This is a genomic window from Micromonospora arborensis, assembly GCF_003205615.1.
In the GTDB taxonomy this organism is placed as follows: domain Bacteria; phylum Actinomycetota; class Actinomycetes; order Mycobacteriales; family Micromonosporaceae; genus Micromonospora; species Micromonospora arborensis.
The window spans coordinates 210,798-236,013 of record NZ_PYBV01000005.1 but is presented as its reverse complement, the minus strand read 5'-3'; the positions used below and the strand labels follow the sequence as shown (position 1 = coordinate 236,013).

18 protein-coding genes and 1 pseudogene are annotated in these 25,216 nt (G+C 69.9%); 4 read left to right on the top strand and 15 right to left on the bottom strand.

The genetic code is table 11. From position 1 onward, the window contains the following. Positions 1–8: 8 nt before the first annotated feature. The 8 genes and pseudogenes from C7C45_RS04090 to C7C45_RS04055 form a co-directional block, all read right to left on the bottom strand. A pseudogene (locus C7C45_RS04090) lies at positions 9–1,439 on the bottom strand (OmpL47-type beta-barrel domain-containing protein); the annotation flags it as partial. A 107-nt stretch (positions 1,440–1,546) separates the two neighbouring features. Next, positions 1,547–5,491, bottom strand: coding sequence for a ThuA domain-containing protein (locus C7C45_RS04085; RefSeq protein WP_110562278.1), 3,945 nt, complete (start codon positions 5,489–5,491; stop codon positions 1,547–1,549). 23 nt (positions 5,492–5,514) lie between these two features. Next, positions 5,515–6,519: a multicopper oxidase domain-containing protein gene (locus C7C45_RS04080; protein WP_110562277.1), complete on the bottom strand. Its 1,005-nt coding sequence runs from the start codon at positions 6,517–6,519 to the stop codon at positions 5,515–5,517. Positions 6,520–6,817: 298 nt separating this feature from the next. Then, positions 6,818–7,657, bottom strand: a complete 840-nt coding sequence (locus C7C45_RS04075; protein WP_110562515.1) for an amino acid ABC transporter ATP-binding protein — start codon at positions 7,655–7,657, stop codon at positions 6,818–6,820. Positions 7,658–7,662: 5 nt separating this feature from the next. Beyond that, positions 7,663–8,457: an amino acid ABC transporter permease gene (locus tag C7C45_RS04070; protein WP_110562276.1), complete on the bottom strand. Its 795-nt coding sequence runs from the start codon at positions 8,455–8,457 to the stop codon at positions 7,663–7,665. Positions 8,458–8,533: 76 nt separating this feature from the next. After that, positions 8,534–9,352, bottom strand: coding sequence for a basic amino acid ABC transporter substrate-binding protein (locus C7C45_RS04065; RefSeq protein WP_110562275.1), 819 nt, complete (start codon positions 9,350–9,352; stop codon positions 8,534–8,536). 230 nt (positions 9,353–9,582) lie between these two features. Beyond that, complete coding sequence (katG, locus tag C7C45_RS04060; RefSeq protein ID WP_110562274.1) at positions 9,583–11,841, bottom strand: catalase/peroxidase HPI; 2,259 nt, start codon at positions 11,839–11,841, stop codon at positions 9,583–9,585. Then, on the bottom strand, positions 11,838–12,293 hold the full coding sequence (locus C7C45_RS04055; RefSeq protein WP_280101366.1) for a Fur family transcriptional regulator: 456 nt from the start codon (positions 12,291–12,293) through the stop codon (positions 11,838–11,840). Before C7C45_RS04055 ends, katG begins: the two co-directional genes overlap by 4 nt. 589 nt (positions 12,294–12,882) lie before the next feature. Between C7C45_RS04055 and C7C45_RS04050 the strand changes: the two genes are divergently transcribed. Further along, on the top strand, positions 12,883–13,866 hold the full coding sequence (locus C7C45_RS04050) for a glycoside hydrolase family 11 protein (protein ID WP_244200237.1): 984 nt from the start codon (positions 12,883–12,885) through the stop codon (positions 13,864–13,866). Positions 13,867–14,032: 166 nt separating this feature from the next. Here the strand turns inward: C7C45_RS04050 and C7C45_RS04045 are convergent, their stop codons facing one another. From C7C45_RS04045 to C7C45_RS04015, 7 genes are all read right to left on the bottom strand, one after another. After that, entirely contained in the window at positions 14,033–15,469 is a 1,437-nt protein-coding gene (locus tag C7C45_RS04045; RefSeq protein WP_244200236.1) for a serine/threonine-protein kinase, read from the bottom strand. Between the two features lie 121 nt (positions 15,470–15,590). Continuing rightward, positions 15,591–16,484, bottom strand: a complete 894-nt coding sequence (locus tag C7C45_RS04040; RefSeq protein ID WP_110562271.1) for an SGNH/GDSL hydrolase family protein — start codon at positions 16,482–16,484, stop codon at positions 15,591–15,593. Between the two features lie 138 nt (positions 16,485–16,622). Next, positions 16,623–17,237 (bottom strand): dihydrofolate reductase family protein, encoded by a 615-nt coding sequence (locus C7C45_RS04035; protein WP_110562270.1) that lies wholly within the window; start codon positions 17,235–17,237, stop codon positions 16,623–16,625. Positions 17,238–17,582: 345 nt separating this feature from the next. Then, the gene (locus C7C45_RS04030) at positions 17,583–19,010 is read right to left on the bottom strand and encodes a glycoside hydrolase family 62 protein (protein ID WP_110562269.1); all 1,428 of its coding nucleotides are present in this window, start codon (positions 19,008–19,010) and stop codon (positions 17,583–17,585) included. Between the two features lie 115 nt (positions 19,011–19,125). Next, positions 19,126–20,865 carry a multicopper oxidase family protein gene (locus C7C45_RS04025; protein WP_110562268.1) on the bottom strand — a complete coding sequence of 580 codons (1,740 nt, stop codon included), beginning with the start codon at positions 20,863–20,865 and terminating at the stop codon, positions 19,126–19,128. Continuing rightward, on the bottom strand, positions 20,862–21,314 hold the full coding sequence (locus tag C7C45_RS04020) for a DUF6220 domain-containing protein (protein WP_110562267.1): 453 nt from the start codon (positions 21,312–21,314) through the stop codon (positions 20,862–20,864). The genes C7C45_RS04025 and C7C45_RS04020 overlap by 4 nt, the downstream gene beginning before the upstream one ends. Positions 21,315–21,323: 9 nt before the next feature. Further along, positions 21,324–22,313 carry a carboxymuconolactone decarboxylase family protein gene (locus C7C45_RS04015; RefSeq protein WP_110562266.1) on the bottom strand — a complete coding sequence of 330 codons (990 nt, stop codon included), beginning with the start codon at positions 22,311–22,313 and terminating at the stop codon, positions 21,324–21,326. 143 nt (positions 22,314–22,456) lie between these two features. Here C7C45_RS04015 and C7C45_RS04010 point away from each other — a divergent pair, with 143 nt between their 5' ends. The 3 genes from C7C45_RS04010 (at position 22,457) to C7C45_RS04000 (ending at position 25,146) form a co-directional block, all read left to right on the top strand. Next, positions 22,457–23,587 carry a sensor histidine kinase gene (locus tag C7C45_RS04010; protein ID WP_110562513.1) on the top strand — a complete coding sequence of 377 codons (1,131 nt, stop codon included), beginning with the start codon at positions 22,457–22,459 and terminating at the stop codon, positions 23,585–23,587. Between the two features lie 76 nt (positions 23,588–23,663). Beyond that, the gene (locus tag C7C45_RS04005) at positions 23,664–24,326 is read left to right on the top strand and encodes a response regulator (RefSeq protein WP_110562265.1); all 663 of its coding nucleotides are present in this window, start codon (positions 23,664–23,666) and stop codon (positions 24,324–24,326) included. 106 nt (positions 24,327–24,432) lie between these two features. Continuing rightward, a complete protein-coding gene (locus C7C45_RS04000) occupies positions 24,433–25,146 on the top strand; it encodes a hypothetical protein (protein ID WP_110562264.1) in 714 nt (237 codons plus the stop codon). Positions 25,147–25,216: the final 70 nt, after the last annotated feature.

Below are 25,216 nucleotides of genomic sequence, written 5' to 3'. Positions count from 1 at the left end.
TCGAGGACTCATGCGCCGACGTCCGATCGGGCCGCGGCCCGGACGATGGTGCCCTGCTGCCGCCGGTTGAGCGTGCCGTCGGTCACGAGCGCGGCGGTGACCGCCTCGACGTGCCGGACGAAATCGGCGTGGCCGGGGTAGTCGGCGTGTTCGTCGATCAGATCGTTGATGGTGCAGCCGTCGCCGGTGTCGACGTTGGCCACCCCGGTGTCGTCGCCGTCGATGATCACCGTGGCCCGGGTGTCCGAGTCGGCGCAGCCGTCGGTGCCGTCGGCCACCACCGTGAACGTCGTCGACTGCTCGGTGGAGGCGTTGCCCGCGGTGTCGGTCGCCCGGTACCGCAGGGTGTGCGCGCCGACGGTCCGGACGGAGACCGGGCCGGCGTACGCGGTCCAGCCACCACCGTCGACCGCGTACTCGACCGACGCCACACCCGAGTCGTCGTCGGTCGCGGTGACGGTGACGGTCGCACCGCCGACGTACGCGCCGGCGCTGTCGCGCTCGCCGGTGACCGTCGCGGACACCGCGGGTGGCGTGGTGTCCTCGGCCGCCGGCGGAACGACGGTGAAGTGTTCCATCTGCTCGGCCGACGTGTTCCCGGCGACGTCGGTCGCCCGGTAGTGCAGCATGTGCATCCCGGCCGCGGTCACGACGATCGGGTTCGTGTACGCGGTGAAGGCGGCCCCGTCCAACGAGTACTCGATGGTGGCGACGCCGGACCCGGTATCGGTGGCGGCCAGCGTGGCGGTGACCGTACCGATGTAGTTGCCGTCGCCGTCACGGTCGCCGGCCAGGGTCGCCGTCGCCACCGGAGCGGTGGTGTCCTCCTCCCCCGGCTCGACGATCCGGAACGACACCGAGCCGACGGCACTGGTGTTACCGGCCTGGTCGGTGGCCCGGAACTGCACCGAGTGGTCGCCGATCGCGGTCACCTGCACCGGCTGGGTGTACGGCTGGAAGCTGGTGTCGTCGACCTGGTACTCGACGGTGTCCACGCCGGAGTCGGCGTCGGTGGCCGTGACGGTCACCGTGGCCGCACCGAGGTAGTTGCCGTCCTGGTCGCGCTCACCGGCCACGGTGCCGGCGACCGTCGGCGGTGTGGTGTCGCCGCCACCTCCGCCCTCGGTGACCACCAGCTCGCCGACCATCTGACTGTGGCCGGGGATCGAGCAGAAGTAGCGGTACCGGCCCGGGGTCAGGTTGACGGTCGCCTGGTGGCGGCCGTCGTTGGCGTCGAACGGGCTGGCCAGGATGTTGAGCGTGACGTCGTGGTTGTAACCCTCGGTGGAGGTGTCGAAGGTCAGCGTGTGCGGCATCCCGGTGGTGTTGCCGGTGGCCGCGCTGTTCTCCCAGATGATGGTGGTGGCACCGGCCACCGCCGAGGTGGGTGCGGACTTGTAGCGGGTGATGTTGTCGTCGGCGGTCCAGGTCAACACCTGGTCGGCGGCGACGCGCGGGGCGGCGGAGGCGGGCGTCGCGGTCCACGGGATCACCGTGAGCAGGAGCGCCGCCAGCGCGGCCGTCAGTCGTCGGGTCATCGTCACTCCTAGAGTTCCCGCACGCGGACGTTGCGGAACTCGGTCAGGTCGTTGTCACCGTGGTTCTGCAGGCCGATGAAGCCGCGGAGGAACTGCCGCAGGTCGGTCGGCGGGTCGCCGGCCCGGGACGACTGCTTGCCCGGCGTGTTGTCGAACTCGTTGATCACCACACCGTTGCGGATCATCGTGTAGTGCTGCCCGACGACCCGGATCTCGTAGTCGTTCCACTGGTTCTTCGGAGTCACACCGGCCTGGGCGAGCGGCACGGAGTCGAAGTTGTAGACCGAACCGGTCTTCTGCGGCTCACCGGTCTCGCCGTCGTAGATCTGGATCTCGTGTCCGCAGAAGATCGCCACCCAGGCTTGCGACGTACGGGCCGATCCGACGGTGCCGCAGCTGCCCTCGGGCCGCTGCTCCAGCGGGATCCGCGGGTCCGGGAAGCGGGTGAAGACGCCGGTGTTGGCCCGATTCGTGCCTGGCGCGATGTCCTTGAACTGCAGCTTCACCGAGAAGTCACCGAACTCCTTGGTGTGCCAGAGCATGCCCATGCCACCGCTGGAGCGCAGCGCCCCGTCCGGCTGGATGCTGAACGATCCCGTCGGCGCCTGCTGCCAGCCGAGCAGCGACTCCGGGGTGCCGTCGTAGAGGGGCTCGTACCCGGTGTGCCCGTCCCGGCCGACCTCGGACGCGGCGGCCAGGCGGGTCAGCGTGCCGGATTCGCGGGCATTGAGCAGGCCGTCGTCCTGCAACGCACGGGTCACCGTGCTCACGTGCCGGACGAATCCGTTGTGGTCGGCCCAGGTGCTCTCGTCGTCGATCAGGTCGTTGATGGTGCAGCCCTGCCCGACCGTACGACTGGGCACCCCGGTGTCGGTGTCCCCGAGCCACACGTTCTGCCGGCTGTCCGGCACCGCGCAGCCCACCGTGACCGTGCTCTGCACCGTCGCGGTCTCACCGTCGGCGTACGTGACGGTCAGCTTCGCCGAGTAGGTGCCAACCTTGGCGTACGTGTGCCGGGGGTTCGCCTCGGTCGACGTGGCGCCGTCGCCGAACTCCCACCGGTGGCTGACGCCGCCGGAGCGGGAACCGTTGAAGGCGATGGTCAACGGCTTGTTCTGCACGGCGACCGAGGTCGCGGCCGGCGCCGGGGTGGGAGCACCACCGGTGTAGGTGACCCGGATCAGCTTCTGGTTGTCGTGCAGGCTGAAGAACCCGCCGCCGTAGTCGAGCAGGTAGAGCGCGCCGTCCGGGCCGAACTTGGCGTCCATCCAGCTCTGCAGCCGGGTGTCACCGTTGCCGCCGGGGATGATGGCCCGCAGCGACTCGGCGTACACCGGTGGGGCGGCCTGCGGCACTCCGGCCGGGTCGACGGTGACCGCCACCCGGTTGTTGGCGTTCGACTGGTCGCCGATGAACCACTTGCCGTCCCAGTGCTCCGGCCAGGCCACGCCACTGTTCGTGTCGACGAGTTCGCGGTGGTACGTCGGGCCGGACATGATGGCCTGCCCGCCGCCGCGCAGGTACGGCTGCGTGTAGGTGGCGTCGGCCGCGACGTACGTCGGGAGGCCGCTGCCGTCGGTCCGCTTGGGGAACACCGGGCCGCCGCCGTCCGGCGAATACCAGATCATGTTGTCCCGGGCCGCGGGGATGTCCACCAGGCCGGTGTTGCGAGGCGAGGTGTTCTTCAGGTTGTCGCAGTCGTACCAACCGGTGAGCACCGTCGCGTCGGTGCTGCTGCGATCCCGGTACGGCTGCCGGTTGCCCATGCAGTACGGCCAGCCCTGGTTGCCGGCCGAGGTGATGATGGTGGCGGTCTCGTACTTGGCCGGACCCAGGGTGGGGCTGGGCGATGCGGCGTCCGGGCCGACCCAGCCGGCGGTCAGCCACTGGTGCACCGGGTCGATCTGCAGGCGGGCGATGTTGCGTACGCCCATCACGTAGATCTCCGGCCGGGTCTTCTCGGTGCCCGGCGGGAAAAGGTTGCCCTCCGGGATGGTGTACGTGCCGTCCGCCTCCGGGTGGATCCGGATGATCTTTCCGGCGAGGTCGTTGGTGTTGCCCGACGTGCGGCGGGCGTCCTGGAACGAGATCCCCTGGTACTCCTGGGTCCAGTTGTTGCCGGAGTAGCCCTGCGACCCCTCGGAGGAGTTGTTGTCGCCGGAGCCGACGTAGAGGTTGCCCTTGGCGTCGAACGCCATGCCGCCACCGGCGTGGCAGCAGCTGTGGATCTGCACCGGGAACTGCAGCAGGTCCTTGCGGGTGGCCTGGTCGATGGTCTGCGCCTGGCGGTCGTAGGTGAACCGCGAGATGGTGCGTTGCCCGACCCGCTGCACCCGGTCGACCGACTCGTGTGGCATCCAGTAGACGTAGAGCCACCCGTTCTCGGCGAACGCGGGGTCGGGCACGATGCCGAGCAGGCCCTCCTCGTTCTTCACCAGTTCGGAGCCGCTGCCCCGGTTGCCCATCACCTCCAGGGTGGTGAGCAGTTTGACCTGCTTGGTCCGCGGGTCCCAGGAGTGGATGGTGCCGCAGCCCAGGCCGACGTTCGGGTCGTTCCAGTCGGCGATCGGGCCGCTCGGGCAGGCCGCCTTGCCGACGTAGAAGACCGTGCCGTCCGGCGCGATGGTGAGGCCGTGCGGCTCGCCGATCTGGTCCAACTGCCCGGTCTGGTTTGCCGCGGTGAGCCGCTCCACCTTGTAGTTCGCGGCGATCGTGGCCTGGCAGTCGCCGCGAACGCGGCCGGTGGTCCAGTTGAGAGCGCCGGTCAGGTGCGCGCGGAACGCCTCCTCGCCGTAGCTGCCCTCGGTGTGGCCCATGCCGGTGTAGAACGACCGGCCGCCGTCGTAGTCCCGGCACCAGGACACCGGGTGGAACGCGCCGTTCGCGGCCGCCCCCGGGTTGTAGTGCCGCTCCTCGACCTGGGCGAGCGTGTGCACCGTGCCGATCGGGTTCGGGTCCCAGTTGTCCCAGCGGTCGGACCGGGTGATCGTCAGGGGCAGCGACGCGGTCGCCGGGTGTTTGCGGTCCAGGATGTCGACCACCGCCCGGTTCACGGGGGTCGGCGGCGGCGCGGTGGCCGCGCCGGTGAACAGGCGCAGGTCGGCGAGCTGGATCAGCGGCTCACCGCTGTTGGCGGTGATGTTCAGCCGGTAGCGGGTGAACTCCTGCGGCGTGGCGATGTCGAAGCGGCGGGTCTGGAACCGCTCCGCGAAGGTCTGGTTGGTGCGCCGGTCCAGATCGGACCAGCTCTGGCCGTCGCTGGAGCCCTGCAGGGTCCAGTCCTTCGGGTCCCGCCCGACGAAGTCGTTGGCCGACGTCAGCGCGTACCCGGTGATCCGCTTGGGCGCGGCCAGTTGGTAGGCCACCCACGCGGTCGGGGTGCGGACCAGCCACTTGGTGTTGGCGTCGCCGTCGGACAGCTTCTCCTTGGACTCGGTCGGCGGGTTCTCGCCGCTGGCGGTCACCGCGGCCACCGGCTCGGCCACCGGGATCGCGCCCGCCGGGCGGGTGCCGATCAGGCCGGTGAACCAGGCCGAATCGACCTGGGCGCGGGCGGCGTCGGCGATGCCGACGAAACCGCCGCCGGCCTTCATGTAGCTCTGCAGCGCCGACTCCTGGTCGCGGTTGAGCGCGGCGCCCGTCGCGGAGAGAAAGACCACGCTGCGGTACGCCGACAGCCCGGCCGTGGTGAAGACAGCCGGGTCCGTGGTGGCTGTGACATCGATGTCATGAGCGGCACCAAGCTGCTTGATGGTGTCCACCGCGCGAGAAACCGGGTCCTGCTGCTCGGCCACCGGCCCGTGAAACACCAGGACCGCGGTCTTCTGCGGCTGCGCGGCGGCTGCCGTTCGTGGTGCGGCTGCCGTGCTCGGCGCGGCTGCTGCCGTCGTTGCCGGGATCAGCGCCGCGAAGGCCGCTATCGCGGCGAGGGTTCGTCGTGATTTTCTGGTCATCCCCGTCCCCACTTTCGGTTCGGTCAGCTTCCGTGCGTGTGGGTGTGGCCCTGGAACCGGTGGATCGCCTCCTCGGCGCCCGGCGGCATGCTGCCGTCGGCGTTGCGCACCAGGAAGATCCCCGACATGCCGCCGTCGGAGTGGTTCTGCACGTGGCAGTGGTACATCCACGCGCCGGGCCCGACGCCCTCCCCGGCCAGCACCTGGAACCCGAACGAGCTGCCCGGGTTGAGGTCCTTGTTGTCGATCACCAGACTCGGGTCGCTCAGCCCCTCCAGCATTCCGGTGCGGTTGTCCGCCCAGCGGTGCGCGTGCAGGTGGAAGGTGTGGAACAGGTTGCCGTGCCCGATGGCGATCCACTCCACGCGCTGGCCCAGGTTCGCCTCGAACATCGGGGTCGCCGGCGCCATCCGGTTGTTGATCGTCATGTCGTGGAACACGACGGTGAACTGCTTCTCCGGCAGGATGTCGCCGCGCCGCCGGACGATCAGCGCCCCGTAGAGGCCCTTCGCCACCCCGGCGGTGCCGTGGTCGGTGCCCATGGCGTGATCGTGGTAGTGCCAGTAGCCGGCGCTGCCCGGCATGAACCGCCGGCCGGCCGCGGCGAACATCTCCCGCGTGCGCCAGACGTACGTCCGCGTCTCACCGGGATTGTTGAACGAGGCGTTCAACGGGCTGCCGTCCGACTCGGTGCTGTAGTCCACCCCGTGCGGATGGATGGACAGCCTCTGGCTGGTGGTGTTGACCAGGGTGATCTCCAGGGTGTCACCCTCGTAGATCTCCAGGATCGGCCCCGGCACGGTCGCCTGGCCGGGTGCCAGACCGTAGCCGAACAGGCCGTCGGGCAACTGCTCGGCGTAGATGGTGACCTTCTTCGTGACGCCAGCGGCGGCCTGTGCGGGGCTGCCGCCGAACGCGGCGCCGATCGTCGGGGCGGACGCGCCCAGCGCCCCGGCGGCGAGCGCCCCGGTGGCGATCAGGGATCTGCGGGACAGGTGGCGGTGGGAGCCACCAGCGTGATCGTCCATGGGTCTCCGTTCCCAACCGGGCGAAGACGCGACGAGGGCAGGGTGCGTCGACCGCCGAGCACAGGCGGCGGCAGCACGACTGAGGTGAGGCTCGTCGCGGACTCTGCTCGGAAGACTCAGAACTTTCGATGGATGACAGCAACTTATGTAATCCATCGACGAAAGTCCAGGTCTGATTGCAAGAAGATTACCTTGACATCACGACGTCTTTCGATTGACATGAACCTGACACGCAGGCCGGCAGAACGACGTCGGGCCGCCTCATCGCTGAGGCGGCCCGACGTACGGAATCAGTTGGTCAGAGGTTGTGGCGGTCGTCGGCCGGCAGGCCGGTGGCCTGCGGCGGCTCGGGCGACTGGTCGGGCTGACCGAGCTGCGCGACATGGGTCGGGTCGAGGACCCGGGACAGGAACGCGCGGGTCCGTTCGTGCTTCGGCGCGCCGAGCACCTCCTGCGGCGACCCCTGCTCGACCACCACGCCGCCATCCATGAACACGACCCGGTCGGCGACGTCGCGGGCGAACGCCATCTCGTGGGTCACCACCATCATCGTCATGCCGTCCTCGGCCAGCTTGCGCATGACGGTGAGCACGTCACCGACCAGTTCCGGGTCGAGCGCGGAGGTCGGCTCGTCGAAGAGCATCAGCTTCGGCTCCATCGACAGTGACCGGGCGATCGCCGCACGCTGCTGCTGCCCACCGGAGAGTTGCGCCGGGAACGCGTCGGCCTTGTCGGTCAGCCCGACGCGCTCCAGGTTGACCCGCGCGACGCGCTCGGCCTCGGCACGACTGCGCCGCAGCACCCGACGCTGCGCGATGGTGAGGTTGTTCAGGACGGTCAGGTGCGGAAACAGGTTGAACGACTGGAAGACCATGCCGATGCCACGGCGCGCGGCGTCGATCTCGACGTCCGGGTCGGTCATCTCGACCCCGTTGACCCAGATCTTGCCGGCCGTGGGCTCCTCCAGCAGGTCGACGCAGCGCAGCAACGTCGACTTACCGGAGCCGGACGGGCCGATGACGCAGACCACCTCGCCCTGGCCGACCTCGAAGTCGATGCCCTTGAGCACCTTGAGCGAGCCGAAGGACTTGTGCAGATCGCGGATCTCGACGGCAGGGCGGGATGGGGTGGTCGTCATGCGGGTCACCGAGCCTTGGCGTAGCGGAGTTCGAGGCGTCGTACCACCTGGGACAGGGGCAGGGTGATGATCAGGTAGGCGAGGCCGGCCACCAGCAGCGGCGTGGCGTTCACCCGGTCGTTCAGCATGTCCCGGCCGAACTTGGTGATCTCGATGGTCTGCGCCGTCACGCCCAGCACGTAGGCCAGCGACGAGTCCTTGGTCAGCAGGATCAACTCGTTCGTCAGCGGCGGGATCACGATCCGGAACGCCTGCGGGATGACGATCGTGCGCATCGCGGTGAAGTGCGACATGCCGAGGGTGCGCGCCGCCTCCATCTGCCCCTTGGGGACGGCCTGGATGCCGGCCCGGATGGTCTCCGCCATGTAGGCGGCGGCAGTCAACCCGAGACCGATCGCGATCGAACCGAACACGCCGCCGGGAATCTCCCGCTCCGGGAAGGCGATGGGAATGCCGTACCCGACGAGGAACAGCACCAGCAGCGCGGGCAGACCCCGGAACAGCTCGATGTACGCCGTCGCCACCCAGCGGTACGGCGCCACCCGGGACAGCTTCATCAACGCGAGGATGGTGCCGAACACGAGGCCGAAGGCGAACGCACCCAGCGTGTAGAGGATGGTGTTGCGCAGCGCGACGGTGATGATCGTCGGGAACATCGACTTGATGATGTCGACGCGGAAGAACGCGTCCTTCAGCCTGTCCCAGTCCGCGGCGAACAGCACAGCGGCGATGATGGCGATGAAGACCAGGTACTGGAGCCCGAGGGACAACCGCTCCCGCTGGCGGCGTCGCAGCTTCACGTTCGCTCGTTGCCTTCCCGGAGATTACCGACGAGGAGGGCGCGCGAGACGCGCGCCCTCCAGTTGTGAGCCTCGATCACGCGCTCGGCCGCTTGCCGATCCACTTCTCGTAGATCGTGTTGTACGTGCCGTCCTGCTTGGCCTTGGCCAGCGCCTCGTTGATCTTCTTGAGCAGTTCCGGGTTGCCGTCCTTCTTGACCGAGAAGCCGTACTGCTCGCCGGTGTCGAACTCGGCGGACACCTGGAACCCTCCCGGGTTCGACTTGAGGTACTCGGTCCAGACCGGCAGGTCGTTGATGGCGGCCTCGACCTGGCCGTTGGCGAGAGCCTGCTGCTCGGCGGCGAGATCCTCGAACTCGACGATCTGCAGGCCCTTCTCCTTCTCGAACTTCTTGGCGTAGTCACGACCCGTGGTGGCCGCCTGCACGCCCACCTTCTTGCCCTTGAGGTCGTCGAGCGACTTGTAGGGCTTACCGGCCTTGACCAGCATCGCCTGCGTGGCGTCGAAGTACGGGTCGGAGAAGTTCATCACCTTCTGCCGTTCCTCGGTGATCGTCATGCCGGCGGCTGCCGCGTCGCACTTGCCGGTGTTCAGGTCCTGGCCGGACTTAATCCCCTCGAACGGGGTGTCGATGATCGTCTGCTCGACGCCCAGGTCCTTGGCCACCAGGTCCATGATCTCGACGTCGAAGCCGGTGACCTTGCCGCTGGTGTCCTTGGACTGGAACGGCGGGTACGGCAGGTGGGTGCAGACCGTCAGCTTGCCCGCCTGGACCAGCTTGACCCCGCTCGCCTGGACCTCGCTGTCGTCCTTCTTGGCACATCCCGCGGTCACCGCGAGGGCGGCGACCGCCACGACGAGACCGGCCTGGCGGACGGCGCTTTGGAACCTCACGGCTGTGTCCCTCCGGTTCGACTTCCTAGTCGCAGGAAGCCAGTAGTGCAAAGGCTTTGTGACAGGCGACGGTACCTGATCAACGAGCCGCACCCCAGACCCCAGCGGGTCGTTGCGCCCAGTGCGAGCAGCATCACCGTCGGCAAACCCGACACTCCGTGAACAACCACGCACGGCGACGAGCCCCGATCAATCGCGGTGGATTGACCGGGGCTCGTCGAGCGGAACCGTCAGGCGAGATCGAACCGGTCGAGCTCCATGACCTTGGTCCAGGCTGCCACGAAGTCGGTCACGAACTTGTCGCGAGCATCCTGGCTGGCGTAGACCTCCGCGAGGGCTCGCAGCTGCGAGTTGGAGCCGAAGATGAGGTCGACCGCGGTGGCGGTCCACTTCACCTCGTCGGTGGCCAGGTCGCGGATCTCGTACACGTGCTCGTCGGACTTCGACGCGCTCCACCGGGTGCCCGGGGAGAGCAGGTTGGCGAAGAAGTCGTTGGTGAGCACGCCGGGCCGGTCGGTGAGAACGCCGTGCTGGCTGCCGCCGGTGTTGGCACCGAGCGACCGCAGACCGCCGACGAGGACGGTCATCTCGGGCGCGGTCAGGTTGAGCATGTAGGCGCGGTCGACGAGCAGCACCTCCGGCTGGGTCTTCTCACCCGGACGCAGGTAGTTGCGGAAACCGTCGGCCCGCGGCTCCAGGACCCGGAACGACTCGGTGTCGGTCTGCTCCTGGGTGGCGTCGGTGCGGCCCGCCCGGAACGGCACGGTCACCTCGACGCCAGCGTCGCGCGCCGCCTTCTCGACGGCGGCCGAGCCGGCCAGCACGATCAGGTCGGCGAGCGAGATCGTCGCGCCGCCCGCGGCGTTGAACTCCCGCTGGATGCCCTCGAGGGTGTCCAGGACGCTCGCGAGCTGCTCGGGCTGGTTGACCTCCCAGCTGCGCTGCGGCTCGAGCCGGATCCGGGCACCGTTGGCGCCACCGCGCTTGTCCGTCGACCGGAAGCTCGCGGCGGACGCCCAGGCGGTGGAGACCAGCTGAGCGGTCGTGAGGCCGGACTCCAGGACCTTCGCCTTGAGGGCGGCGACGTCGGCGTCACCAACGAGTGCGCCGCTGGCGGCCGGCACCGGGTCCTGCCACAACTGGGGCTCGGCGACCCACGGCCCGAGGTAACGGCTGACCGGGCCCATGTCGCGGTGCAGCAGCTTGTACCAGGCCTTCGCGAAGGCCAGCGCGAACTCGTCCGGGTTCTCCAGGAAGCGGCGCGAGATCTTCTCGTAGGTCGGGTCGAAGCGCAGCGACAGGTCCGTGGTGAGCATCGTCGGCTTGTGCTTCTTCGCCGGGTCGAAGGCGTCCGGGATGATCGCCTCGGCGTCCTTGGCGACCCACTGCTTGGCGCCGCCCGGGCTGCGGGTGAGCTCCCACTCGTAGCCGAAGAGGATCTCGAAGAAGCGGTTGCTCCACTGCGTCGGCTGGTCGGTCCAGGTCACCTCGAGGCCACTGGTGATCGTGTCCGCGCCCTTGCCGCTGGCGTGGGTGCTCAGCCAGCCGAGGCCCTGCGACTCCAGCGGGGCGCCCTCGGGCTCCGGGCCCACGTGACTGTCGGCCACGCCGGCGCCGTGGGTCTTGCCGAAGGTGTGGCCGCCGGCGATGAGGGCGACGGTCTCCTCGTCGTTCATCGCCATCCGGCCGAAGGTCTCGCGGATGAAGTGCGCCGCGGCCCGGAAGTCCGCGCTGCCGCGGGGCCCCTCGGGGTTGACGTAGATGAGCCCCATCTCCGTCGAACCGACGCCCTCGGCCATCTGCGCCTCGGAGACGTAGCGCTCGTCACCGAGCCAGGTGTCCTCCGGACCCCAGAAGATCTCCTCGGGCTCCCACACGTCCTCACGGCCGAAGCCGAAGCCGAAGGTCTTGAACCCCATCGACTCCAGGGCGACGTTACCGGCGAGCACGAGCAGGTCGGCCCACGAGATCTGCTGGCCGTACTTCTGCTTGACCGGCCACAGCAGTCGGCGGGCCTTGTCGAGGTTCGCGTTGTCGGGCCAGCTGTTGAGCGGAGCGAAACGCTGCCCGCCGTCGCCGGCCCCGCCCCGACCGTCCTGGATGCGGTAGGTGCCGGCGGCGTGCCAGCTCATCCGGATCATCAGGCCGCCGTAGTGGCCGAAGTCCGCCGGCCACCAGTCCTGCGAGGTGGTGAGCACCTCGACGATGTCCCGCTTGAGGGCGTCGACGTCGAGCTTCGCGAACTCCTTGGCGTAGCTGAAGCTCTCCCCCAGTGGGTTGCCCTTGGAGGAGTGGGCGTGCAACACCGAGAGGTCGAGCTGGTTGGGCCACCAGTCCCGGTTGGTACGCGGACGACCGCCGGTCTTCGGGGTCGGCGAGTCGATCGCCGGGTTCTCGCTCTCGCTGCCCTGCGCGGTCACCGAGTCGTGCGCGACCGGGCAGCCCGCGCCCTGCGCACTGGTGGGGCCGTTGTTCTGGGTGTCGCTCATTTGCTTCCTTCCGAGCTTGCGGATCTCTGGGGCGTGCGTTCGGTCGCGCAGTCGGGGCAGATGCCCCAGTAGACGACCTCCGCCTCGTCGATCACGAACCCGTGATCGACCGAGGCGGTGAGACAGGGGGCGTGGCCGGCGGCGCAGTCGACGTCGGCGATCACGCCACAGGAGCGGCACACGACATGGTGGTGGTTGTCGGCGACCCGGGACTCGTAGCGGGCGGTCGCGCCGGCAGGCTGGATGCGCCGCACCAGACCGGCGCCGGTGAGCACACGCAGCACGTCGTACACCGCTTGGTGGGAGACCGTGGGATGATTCGCCCGTACCAGCGCGATCACCGCGTCGGTGCCGATATGGGGGTGGTCGCGCAGCGCCGCGAGCACCGCCAGTCGGGGCCGGGTCACGCGCAGCGAGGCGGCCCGCAGTTGCGCCTCGAAGTCGGACATCACGTGACGGACACTAGCTCACTATTCTGGAACGGATCAAGTTTTACGAAGGTCCGCGCGTCGCCGTGGCGGACGATCCACCCCCGGTTCACCCGCGCGAGGCGAGACCCTCCCGCCCGCCAGCGACGCCAAATCGGTCACTGCCGACAGCCGGCCGACCGCGGTCCGGAAACTATCCGGAACTTTCGGCGACCCCGCACTGGCCCCCGATCTTCGGGCGGGGCACCGCTGCGACCACATACCGAACCCTGATCAACTACTGACCAGGATGGATGCCGGCCCGCGCGAGGCCAGCCGTCGGAACGCGGACGCCGCGGCACTTCCGGAAATTGTTGACAAGTCGACGACCGGGTCAATACGGTCGCCATCGACGGTGCTCTATTACCGTCGATGCAGTCACCGCGACCCACTCCTCCGGTCGTCGTGCAGGACGACCGGCCGACCACCACCACGCGCTACGACGCCGACCCGTCACTCGGCCACCGCCAGCCTGCTGGGTCGTACGCACCGCTGGCCCCCGCCAGCCGCCACGAGGAGGAACACGTTCATGATCGACAAAGACACCCCCACCAGACCGAGGAGGCGCGGCCGCATGCGGCTGTTCCTCGGCGCCGCCTGCGCCGCCGTCCTGGCCGTCGCCGGCACGATGACGGCCACCAACGCGTACGCCGAGGCCGACCGGACGGTCAGCTCGAGCACCACCGGCACGCACAACGGGTACTACTTCTCGTTCTGGAAGGACAGCGGCAACGCCAGCATGACGCTGCGTGCCGACGGCCGTTACTCCAGCAGTTGGGACAGGAGCACCAACAACTGGGTCGGCGGCAAGGGTTGGGCCACCGGCAACCGCCGGACGGTCAGTTACTCGGGCACCTACAACCCGGGCAACAACAACACCTACCTCGCCCTGTACGGATGGACGCGCAACCCGCTCATCGAGTACTACGTGGTGGAGAACTTCGGCAGCTACAACCCGAGCAGCGGCGCCACCCGGATGGGCACGGTCACCACTGACGGCGGCACCTACGACATCCTCCGCAGCCAGCGGGTCAACGCCCCGTCGATCGACGGCACCCAGACGTTCTACCAGTTCTGGAGCGTCCGCCAGCAGAAGCGTTCGAGTGGCACCATCACCACCGCCAACCACTTCGACGCCTGGGCCCGCGCTGGCCTGAACCTCGGCACCAACCACAGCTACCAGATCATGGCCACCGAGGGCTACCAGAGCGCCGGAAGCTCCGACATCACCGTCCGCGAGGGCGGCGGTGGCAGCAACCCGACCTCCGGTCCCACCACCGGCAACCCCGGGACCGGTAACTGCAACGCGACGATCTCCGCCGGCGAGCAGTGGGGCGACCGGTTCAATCTCAACGTCGCGGTCAGCGGCACCAACAGTTGGGTGGTCAGCCTTGGCCTCGGCGGCGGCCAGAGCATCCAGAACAGCTGGAACGCCTCCGTCAGCGGCACGAGCGGCACCGTCACCGCCAGACCGAACGGCAACGGAAACAACTTCGGGGTGACGATCATGGCCAATGGCAACTGGAACTGGCCGACGATCACCTGCCGTACCGGCTGACCCCCGACCAGCTCCGGACACGACACGTCTGGCGTGGCGGCTTCGGCCGCCACGCCAGACCGGGTTCTGCGAGACGTTCCGAGCAGTCGACCTCGGCATTCAGGAAAGGGCCGGACGGTCGACGCGGTGCCGGCCAGTGGCGTGAACCTGGCCTCCGCTGCTAGACCTAGACCTGCGGCGCCCCGGTCCCCCCGGCTGTCGACTCCTCCGCCGCCGGTTCCTCGGTCGGATCCTCGGTCGGCTCCTCGGTCGGGTCGGCCGCTGGTTCCTCCGTCGGCTCCGCGCTCGGCGTCGATCCGCCCGTCGGAGCTTCCGTCGGTGTCGAGGGGGCGCTCCCCGAGGTGCTGGGGGCGGGCTCCGCGCTGCTCTCCCCCGACGGCGTGGCCTGACCTGTCGGTCCTGCGCTCGGTGGAAGCGTTGGCGTCGGGGTCGGGGATCCGGACGCTCGCACCGGCATGCCCGCAGGACCCTGCGTGGCCGGTTCGCCGCCACCGGCGCCCGGGCCAGGGTCACCCTTTGCCGGCACCGAAGGCGACACCGCAGGCGGCACCCCGGGAGGCACCGTCGGAGGCACCGTGGGTCGCCCGGACGGGCCCGGCATCATCCCGATGGGGTCGGCGAGCACCAGGACGGCAGCCGCGGCGGCCAACGATCCGAGAAGCACCGCGAGCGCCTTGGGTCCAGGGCCGGCCGCCCGACCCACCGCACCACCGAGCGCCGACCGCCGGCCAGCGATGCGCTCGGTTCGTACCCCGATCGAGATCGCCTCGGTGGCCTGGTCGGACGGGTCCGCGAGTGCCTGCGCGGCGGCGGCCATGGCCTCCGCCGTCGGGAAGCGGTGGGCGGGATCCTTGGCCATCGCGGTGGCGACCAACCGCCGTACCGCCGCCGGGACGTCCTCGGGCAGCGGCGGCGGCTCCTCTTCGAGATGCCGTAACGCCACCGCGAGAGCGTTCTCGCCCTGGTGCGGGGGTCGACCGGCGAGGCAGTGGTAGACGACGGCACCCAGCGCGTAGATGTCGATCGCCGGTGCGGTCTCGTTCTTCGAGACCTGCTCCGGTGCCATGTAGAGGGCGGTGCCGACGACCTGGTTCGTCCCGGTCAGGCTCGCCGCCTCCTGGGTCACGGCAACCCCGAAATCAACGAGTACGACGTGCCCGTCGGGCTCGATGATCAGATTGTTGGGTTTGACGTCCCGGTGGACGACGCCGGCGTCATGGGCGGCCTGCAGGGCGCGAGCGGTCTGCGCGGCGATCGACATCGTCTCGGCCACGTCCAGCCGGCCGACCTCGGCGATCCGCTCCGACAAGGGTTGGCCCTGCACACACTCCATGACGATGTAGGCGAGGACCGGCTCGCCGGAGCGGGACACCTCACCGTAGTCGTAGACCTGGGCGACACCCGGGTGACGCAGGGCCGCCATCGCGCGCGCCTCGCGGCGGAACCGCTCGGAGAAGCCGGCGTCGCTGACCAGCCGGGCCTGCAGCATCTTGACAGCCACGCAGCGGTCCAGGGTCTCGTCAACCGCCCGCCACACATCACCCATCCCGCCGCTGGCGATGCTCTCGACCAGGCGGTAACGGTTTCCGATGACTTGCCCCACGCTCGTCATAAAGCTTCCGGTACCCCGGACTCGCCGATCTCAAGCACCGCACAGGCGACGAGCCACCGGCGGCCGGCCCCGCCGCTGCTCGACGGGCCCGGCTCGACCGATCGCGGCTCGGTCAGCTGTTCAGTCTGGTGAGCAGGGCGGATGCCATGCCCTGCTCGCCGCGGGCGTTCGGGTGGAAGGGAGCGGCCGAGTTCTGTGGCACCAGTCCCTCGACCCAGCGGGTGCCGCTGCTCTTGCAGGCGTCGCGGCCGATCGACGGGGTGTAGACGTCGGCGTAGGTGGCGCCGTTGGCGCTCGCGGTGCTGGCCAGCATCGCGTTGAGTGACTTCTCGATGCCGCGCAGGTACGGCACGTCCTGGTAGGCGATCGGCACGACGGGCCAGCAGCCGTACCCGGTGTCCGGAAGGATCGCCGGGTACCCCAGTACCACCACCCGCGCGCCCGGCGCGGCCTGACGGACCGCCTGCAGCACGGCGGTCACCTTCGGCGTGGCGGCGACGATCCTCGCCTGCAACTGGTCGACGCCTCCGGCGGTGTACCGGTTCTTGCACGGCGAACCGAGCGGGCTGCTGAGGCTCGCCTCAGCGCAGTCGCCGATGATGCCGGAGAAGCCGATGTCGTTGCCGCCGATCTGCACCGTCACCAGCGCGGTGTTCGACGTGACCGCGCTGAGCTGTGGTGGCACCGTGACGCCCAACTGGCCGCTGCCGCCGTAGAGGATGTCGTCCGTGGTCGCGCCGGAACAGCTCACGTCGGCGAACGACGACGAGCCGGCGGACGCGGCCACCAGCGATGGGTAGTTGCGGTTGGACCGTAGGCAGTTCAGGTCGACCTGGGTGGGGATCAGCGGACCGGCGGCGTACGAGTCGCCCAGCGCGACGTATCGACCGGTGGGCACAGCGGCGCTGGCGGGCGTGGCGACGGTGAGCAGCACGCCGGCGGTGGCCACAGCGAGTGCGGCCAACCGGCTGGCGGCCCGCAGACGGGGCAGGCGGGGACGGGTCATGACGCCTCCCAGAGGGGATCACGGTGGTGGTGGTGCCGAGATCCTGCCGCTGCCGACGCCGGACGTCAATATCGATGAGACTCACTAAATTCTGTTCCGAGGTGTGGGATAAAGCGGTGGTGCGCAGACCAACGGCGGCTAGTTGCCGGCCGGCACCTGGTCCTTGACGTCGTCGTAACCGGCCTTTCCGGGTGCCTCACCCGGCGCGTAGATCACCCGGAGCACGCCCGTCGGAAACGCCTCGGTCGCCAGCACGCGCAGGTGGTAGGCCGTGTCACCCTCGTCGAACAGCCGGCGGCCCTTGCGCGCCGCGACCGGGTGCACCAGCAGGCGCAACTCGTCGACCAGCCCCGCGGCGAGCAGCTGCTGCACCACCGAGATCGACCCGGGGATGAGGATGCCCCGGACGCCGGCGTCAGCCTTGAGGGCGGTGACGGCACCGAGGAGATCACCCGTGATCAGCTCCGAGTTGCGCCAGGCAAACTCCAGCGACTGCCGCGAGACGACGACCTTGCGCACGTCCCCGAGCTGCTTGGCGAACCCGGCGTCCTCCCCTCCGGCGGCCTCCCGGTCGGGCCAGGCGCCGGCGAAGCTGTCGTAGGTCTCGCGGCCGATCAGAAGCACGTCAGCGGCGTCGTAGTCCTCGGTGACGGCGCGGCCCATGTTCTCGTCGAAGTACGGGAAGTGCCAGTCCGGGTCGATCTCGGCCACGCCGTCGGCCGAGATGAACAGCGTGGAGATGACCTTTGCCATCGCAGGATCCCTTCGGGTCAGATGGTTTCGCTGGGTAGACCGGCGCATCATCCCAAACTCTCCAGCCACAGTCCGTCCCGAAGAGAATGTCGGCGTTTCGCATCCGTGCCCCGCGAGAGCATGGGCATGTCCCGTCCGACCGGACACGTGCCGATGAGCCATATACCTCTGGGTCATAGCTATGACTCAGAGGTATATGGCTCACCGAGACAGGCATGGCCAGGCAGGCCAGCCGCCAGGGCCCACCGGTCAATCAACTCCAGGCGGAGGCAGCCCGGACACGCCGGTGCCGGGACAGACCGCGGCTCGGGCGGGCTCGGCACGATGCCGAGCCCGCCCGTGCGTTCAGCGCTGCAGGGTCAGCAGACCCGGCCGGTACGGCAGGAGGCCGTAGTCGCCGCCGGAACTGGAGGAACGGCCCTGGTAGAGCAGTTGCAGGTTGCAGGGGTCGATGGTCATGGTCTGGTCGGCGTTGGTGCGCAACAGCTCACCGTGGCTGATGTCGTTGGTCCAGGTGGCGCCGCTGTTGGCCTTGCCGGCGAACGGGTTGCTCTCGCTGGCGGCCTGCGGCGTCCACGTGCCGCCCAGGCTGGTGGCCGTGAAGGAGCGGAAGTAGCGGCCCTGCGAGCCGATCGCCTCGACGATCATGAGGTACCGGGTCTGGCCCTGGAGCTTGTAGACCTGAACGGCTTCGAACAGGTTGTTCGTCGAGTCGCTCATGATGGTCGTGTAGTTGGAGCCGAAGTTGCCCGGGAAGTTCCCGATCGGCATGCTGGCCCGGTAGATCTTGCCGTTGTCCCCGGCGAAGAACAGGTACATGTTCGTGCCGTCACCGATGACCGCCTGGTCGATCGGCCCGGTCCCCGAACCCGTGATGCTTCCGGTGAACAGCGTCTGCGCCGCCGACCAGCCATTCGGATTGGTCGGATCAGTCGACGTCCGGTAGGAGAACGCCGGCCCACCCCACTGGTACGCCAACACCCAGATGTTCTTCGGCGCGAAGTAGAACAGGGACGGCGCGACGGTCGCGGAGTTCATCGCGTTCTGACTGGCCGACGCCATTTCCGAGTAGTTCGTGAAGAGGCTGAAGTTCATCGAGCCCCACCTGGTCCCGGTGTCGTGCGTCGTCGCGTAGACCAACTGCCGGCCGTTGTAGGGGGCGACGGTGAAGTCCTTCAGCGACACCCAGCCCGACCTCGGCGTCGCCAACTGGCCGGTCGACGACCAGCGGTACGTCGATGGAAGGTTGCACGTGTTCGGCGGCGGCGTGGTCGGAGGTGGGGTCGTCGGAGGCGGCGTCGTCGGCGGTGCGGTCGTCGGCGGTGCGGTCGTCGGCGGCGGTGTCGTCGGCGTCGTTCCGCCGGTGCACGTGACACCGTTCAGGGCGAAGCTCGTCGGCGCCGGGTTGCTGCCCGTCCACGACCCGTTGAACCCGAACGACACCGCGCCGTTGGTCGGGACCGAACCGTTGTAGCTCACGTTCCTCGCCGTCACCGACGCACCGCTCTGGGTCAGCGTCGTGTTCCACGCCTGTGTGACCGTCTGCCCGGCGCCGTACGACCAGGTCAACGTCCAACTGCTCAACGGATCACCCAGGTTCGTGATCGACACGTTGGCGCCGAAGCCGCCCTGCCACTGCGACGACACGGCATAGTTCACCGAGCAGCCCTCGGCGGCGGCACCAGCCGGCAACGCCGCGACAACCGTCGACGACACCAGTAGAGCGACACCGGCCGACACCAGACCAACATTGGCAGCTCTGGATCTGTTCATACAACATCCTCCTGACGGGACGGCGGCCTACACATTGGTGGTGGTCGTTGGTGCGGGTGCTTTTGTGAGCGTTAACAGGCCGCGACAGATATGTTACGGGAGCGCTCCCACACCCTCAAGAGACCATCAGGTGCAGTGTCATTCCGGCGTCCGCGTGCCCCAGATTGTGACAATGGTTGGCCCACATTCCCGGGTTGTCGGCCCGGAACGCCACCTCCCACACCTCACCCGGTCGGACGTCGAACGAGTCCAGCCACAGCGGACTTCCGGACGCCGGCTTCCCGTCGCGCGACAGCACCAGGACGTGCTGGCCGTGCAGATGCCACGGGTGTACGACCTGAGCTCGGTTGACGATCGTGAACCTGACGATGTCACCGAGGCGTACGACCTGCGGCGGGATGTCCGGGTCGGCCGCGCCGTTGACGGTGTGGGCGTAGCGCGGAAGCAGTTCGTGCAGGTCGAGGCCCCGGTCGAGAACGAGGGTGAACTTCCTGTCGATCCGGGACCACGGTGCCGGGGAGGCGACGCCGTAGTGGAGCGGGTCCAGCACCGGCCAGGTGGTCGTCGCGGTCGACACCTCTCCGGTCGAATACACCACCCGTCCGTCCACGAACAACGCCACCGGCGTGGCGGGCGCGTTGAACACCAGGTCGTAGCGGCCCCCCGCCGGGATCAGCACGGCGGTGTCCACGAGCGACGTCGGGCCCCGCAGGTCGAAGCCGTCGATCGCGGCGACCCGGAACGCGGTCCCGGCCAGGGCGTAGCGGTGCGTCGTGCTGTCGGTGTTGATCAGCCGTAGCCGCACGGGGGTGCCCGCCTCGACCCGCTCCGTTCTCGGCGCGGGCAGCGGCCGGCCGCCCAGGGTGTGCACCGGCACCGTGACGTCGAGGCCGGTCATCGGCCCCGGACGGACCACCAGCACACCGTAGAGGCCCATCCGCACGCCGACGTCGGAGACCGAATGCGTGTGGTACCAGTACGTACCGGCCTGATCGGCGCGGAACCGGTAGACGAATTCCTGTCCGGGCAGCACCGCCGCCTGCGTCACGCCGGGCACCCCGTCCTGACTGTTCGGCACGTCGTACCCGTGCCAGTGCAGCGTGACGCCTCGCCCGATATCCCGGTTGCGCAGCGTCACCTCCACGACGTCGCCGACGGTGGCGGTCAACTCCGGTCCGGGTACCTGCGCGTCGAACGCCCACGCCGCGACGTCACGGCCACCCACCCGCACCGTGGCGGTCCCGGCCGTCAGGGTGAACCGCCTGGTGGGTTCGCCGACGGTCCGCGCATCCCGATACCCATGATCATGGGGTACGTCGGGCACGCCGTCCGGGGCGACGGTCAGCCCGGTTCCGGTGACCAGCGCCGCGACCGCCACCACGAGGGTCGCCCGGGACACCGTCCGGGACGGACGCGCACCGAGGGCACGCCACGAGACCGCCGTCGCCGCGACGACCCCGGCGACCGTGAGCAGCCCCGCTCCCGCCGACGCCGGATAGCCGTGCAGGACCGTCACGAGCAGGGCGCCGCTCGTGGCGTACCCGGCGAAGAGGAGCGGGACCGCGACGGACCGGATGTCACCGGCGGCCCGCAGCAACCGCGGCCCGGCGACGGCCACCGCCGCGAGCGACAGTGGGGCGGCGATGAGGACCTTCTCCGCCGCGAACCACCAGCCGGCGCGGGCGAGCGCGGTGATCGTGATCGCGCGGGCCAGCGTGGCGAGCAGCGCGAAGGCCGCCAGTCCCCGTGCGAGCGGGCGGCGCCGGGCGGCCGACGCCGCACCGCCGCCCAGCCATCCACCGGCCGCGAGGACCGCGATCACCAGGTCGGCCGCGAGCAGCGAGCCCGTCGTCATACCGGCTCCCCTTCACGGACGTTCAGCGGGGCAGCGCCAGCCGGCACCTGCCGAGCCAGCTCGCGTGCCGCCCGGAGGATGCCGACGACGACGTGCACCGCGATGATTCCGTTGACCGCGTGCAGCGCGGCGATGGTCAGGCCGAGCGGGGTGCTGACGCCGGCGGCGTCGGTGGACCCGTTGGCGAGCATCGCGGTGAGCGCCTGCACCACGACGAGGCCGACCGGCAGCACCGTCAGTCCGATGAGCCGGCCCGGAGCCTTCGCCAGCGCGGCGAACAGAATCGTGAGCAGGGTGAGGACCGGGATGACCGCCATGCCGTTGACGCTGTGCAGGGCGTACGAGTCGTCGCCCGCGGGCCTCGTGAACGCGCCCACCGCGGCGAGGACGAACTGCAGGGAGAACGCGACGAGCAGCAGAACGCTGATGATGACGAATGCCTTGCGCATGGTGACCTCCTAGAAGTGGGCCGGAGCCAGGGCTCGGGCGACATGCTCGGTGGCCGTGATCGCCCCGTAGGCGACCAGCCGTACGAGGTCGGCGTCGGCCGGATGGGAGAGCCGCCACAGAGCCACGTCGCCCACGCTGACCGCGCTCGGTGCGAACGCCGCCAGCAGCGCGATGCGCGTTCCGACGCGATCCCGGCCGGGCACGTCCCGGACCAGGTCGACGGCCCAGTCCGCGGGCCTGGCGGGGAACCGCCCGTCCTCCCAGCTCACGGTGGCGGTGACGGTCTGGCGCGCCACCTCGCCCAGGAGCTCCCCGCCCTGCGCGGCGACGTCCCGCAACGACGCGTACGCGACGCCGACCGGGCTGTCCCCCGCCCATCCGGGCGGCGCGGTCGTGCCGGCAGGCAGGAGCGGGAGGCTTCGGCCGGGTTCCTTCGACTCCCGGGCCGTCTTGGCGTAGAGCCGGCCGCCCACCAACCGCACCAGCGGGGACCGTTGCAGGCCGCCGGGGAGCAGATCGGGATCGAGCAGCGCCGACACGATCCGGTTGATGAAGTGGAAGGCGAGCAGTGTGCCGGTGACCTCGGGGCGGTACGGGCTGGCCCAGTCGGCGGCTACGGGGCTGCGGCTGGCCTGCGCCCAGCCGACGAGCTCGGCGTGCCTCGGTTCGGGTGGTGTCCCGCCCCGGGCGACGACCTCGGCCAGCTTCGGTTCGCCCAACGCGTGCAGCAGCAGCACGTGGGCGTCGACGCAGAACTGACAGCGGTTGACCCGGGACACCGCCGCCGCGACGAGTTCGCGGTCGACCCGGGAGGCGTCACCGGCGAGCAGTGCCTCCCGCATCAGCGCCCAGGTCGCGGCCAGCACCTCCGGTACGGCCGAGAGCGCCTGGAAGGTGGGTAGCGGCCCGAGGAAGTCGTCCGACAGTTGGCGGTAGACCGCCGCGGTCAGACCGGTCGCGGTCGACGCTCTCGCGGGGGTGAAGAAGCGGTATGTCATGGGCTCGATGCTGGTCTCGACGAACCGGGAATACGTCGTGCCGCCGCAGGCACTTGGGCGGCAGCCGATACCGCGTCCGCGGTACGCCCTCCTACCGCGGCCGGTGGATGCTGCCTGCTGACGGCCCGTTCTACAGTTCGACCATGCGTCGCGACCTGCCGTACGCCCTCAGCGGCCTCACCCTCGGCGCCCTCCTGCTCGGCAACGCCGCCATCGCGCCGGACGCCGCCCAGGTCGGGGCGGTCGACGTGGCCCTGGTCCTCGCCATGGTGGTGGCCGCGGCGGTGTGCCGGCGGTACCCGGTGCTGGCGCTGAGCGTGGTGACCGCCGCCATGCTGGCGCTCCACGTCCGGGTTCACCCCGGGGTGTCCGCCGCCTTCCCCGTCCTCGGCGCGGTCTACGTCGCCGCCTGGCGGGGGCACCGGTCGGCCGCCGCCGTGGCCAGCCTCGTCTTCCTCGGCGGGTTCCTGGCCCGGGACGTCTCGGTGGCGCCGGCCGACCAGCCCGGCCAACTGATCGTCGAGCGGACGGCCCTGCTGCTGGGCTGGTTCCTGGCGGCCAACGTCGCCGGGCTGGTCGCGCGCCAGCACCGCGCCTACCTGGAACAGGTCGAGCAGCGGGCGCTCGAGGCCGAACGCACCCGCGAGGAGATGGCGTTGCGTCGCGCCGGGGAGGAGCGCCTGCGCATCGCCCGTGACCTGCACGACTCCCTGACCCACAGCATCTCCGTGATCAAGGTGCAGGCCGGGATCGCCGTGCACCTGGCGCGCAAACACGGCGAGGAGCCGTCTGCCACGCTGCTGGCGATCCAGGAGGCCAGCAGTGCCGCGATGCGGGAGCTGCGCACGACGCTCGACGTCCTGCGCTCCCCCGCCGACGAAGACCGCGTCGGCCTGGCCCGGGTGGACGAGCTCGCCGAACGGACCCGGGCGGCCGGGGTGCCGGTGCACCTGACCGTCAGCGGTCCGCCCCGGGACCTGCGCGCCGAGGTCGACGAGGCCGGGTATCGCGTCGTCCAGGAGGCGCTGACCAACGTGGCCCGCCACGCGGGCCTGGCCACCGCGCACATCCACGTCGAGTACGCCCCGGCCCAGCTCACCGTCTCGGTCACCGACGACGGTCAGGCGTCACCGGCCCGGCCGATGACACCCGGTGTGGGCCTGCGCGGCATGCGGGAACGGGTGACCGGACTGGGCGGCACGTTGCGGGCCGCCGCGCACGCCGACCACGGGTTCACGGTACGAGCCACCTTCCCGCTGGACGACCCGGCATGACCGATCGCCTGCGCGAGGTCCGACGAGCTCAGTCGCCCGCGGATCGTGGCGGCTCCGCCCGGAGGGGGGAGCCGGCATGATCCGGGTCCTGCTCGCCGACGACCAGGCGTTGATGCGCGCCGGATTCCGGGCTCTGCTCGACGCCGAGGACGACCTGGAGGTCGTCGGCGAGGCCACCGACGGCAGCTCGGCCGTCGAGCTGTCGCGACGTCTGCGCCCGGACGTGGTGCTCATGGACGTGCAGATGCCGGGGCTCGACGGCATCGAAGCCACGAGGCGCATCGCCGCCGATCCCGGCCTCGCCGCGACCCACGTGCTCATCCTCACCAACTACGGGCTCGACTCCTACGTCTTCGCCGCTCTCCGCGCGGGCGCCAGCGGGTTCCTCCTCAAGGACGCCGACCCCGCCGACCTGTTGCAGGCCATCGCCGTCGTGGCCCGCGGCGACGCGCTGCTCGCGCCGACCGTCACGCGTACGCTCATCAGCGAGTTCGTGTCCGGCCCACCGCCGGCCGACCCGGCGGCCGGACGCGACGTGCTGACCACGCGCGAGCAGGAGATCGTCGAGTTGGTCGGGAGGGGGCTGAGTAACGACGAGATCGCCGCGCGCATGGTGATCAGTCCGTTGACCGCCAAGACACACGTGAACCGCGCGATGATGAAGCTGCACTGCCGCGACCGCGCCCAGTTGGTCGTGTGGGCGTACGAGTCGGGACTTGTCACTCCGCGCCGCCGGTGACCGTCAGCGAGGTCCGTTGGTCGCCGGACCCCCCGTCGGCACACGGCGGAGGTCTGACGCACTAACATTGCCGCCGTCCACGACGGCTCTGCTGAAACGAGGCGACATGCGCTGGCTCCGGCGGTTGCTGGGCGGTAGGCGGGTCCAGCTCGATCCGGAACGACAGCAGGCACTGCTGCGCGACGTCCAGCAGCGGTACGGCGCCCATGCGCAGATCCGGTTCACCGAGCAGGTCCAGACGCTGACCGCGACCCTGGACAGCGACGACGGCCTGGTGGTGGCGGCCCGTGTCGTGGGTCAGGTCGCCGATGAGGCCCACCTGGACTTGCAGGCCCAGGCGCAGGAGATTCTCCGCCGGACGGGCCGGCGGCTCCTGGTGCACCGCCGCAACTACCGGCCGCTGTGGAAGGAGGCCGGTCCGGCCCTGCGGTGGCCGCTGTTCGCGTTGCCGTCCGGCTTCCACCCGTACGCGCAGGTGGCTGCCGCCGTCGCGGTGGTCGGCAGCCGGGCGCACCGGCTCGACCGGGTGACCGACCCGAACCCGCTGCTGACCCGCGTGTTCGAGGTGCTCGATCTCACCACCGCCGGCTGGGAGTACGGCCGGGTGCGGGTGGACACCGACGCCGCCACTCTGGCCGATCAACTGATCACGAGCGCCGGGCAGGTCCTCGCGGCCGTCGACGACCCGCCGCGGCTGCCACCCGCGGTCCGTGAGCTGATGCGCCGCAACAACACCACCGCCGTGCACGACCCGGCCGGCCCTCGGGTCGTGGCTGGGATCAATCTGGGTGCGCGGATGCGAGAGAGTTTCCTGGTCTGAGGGTGCCGGACGGACGGTGACGAGAGACGCCGGACGGCCGCGACGACAACTGCGCGCAACCGCTTGCCGG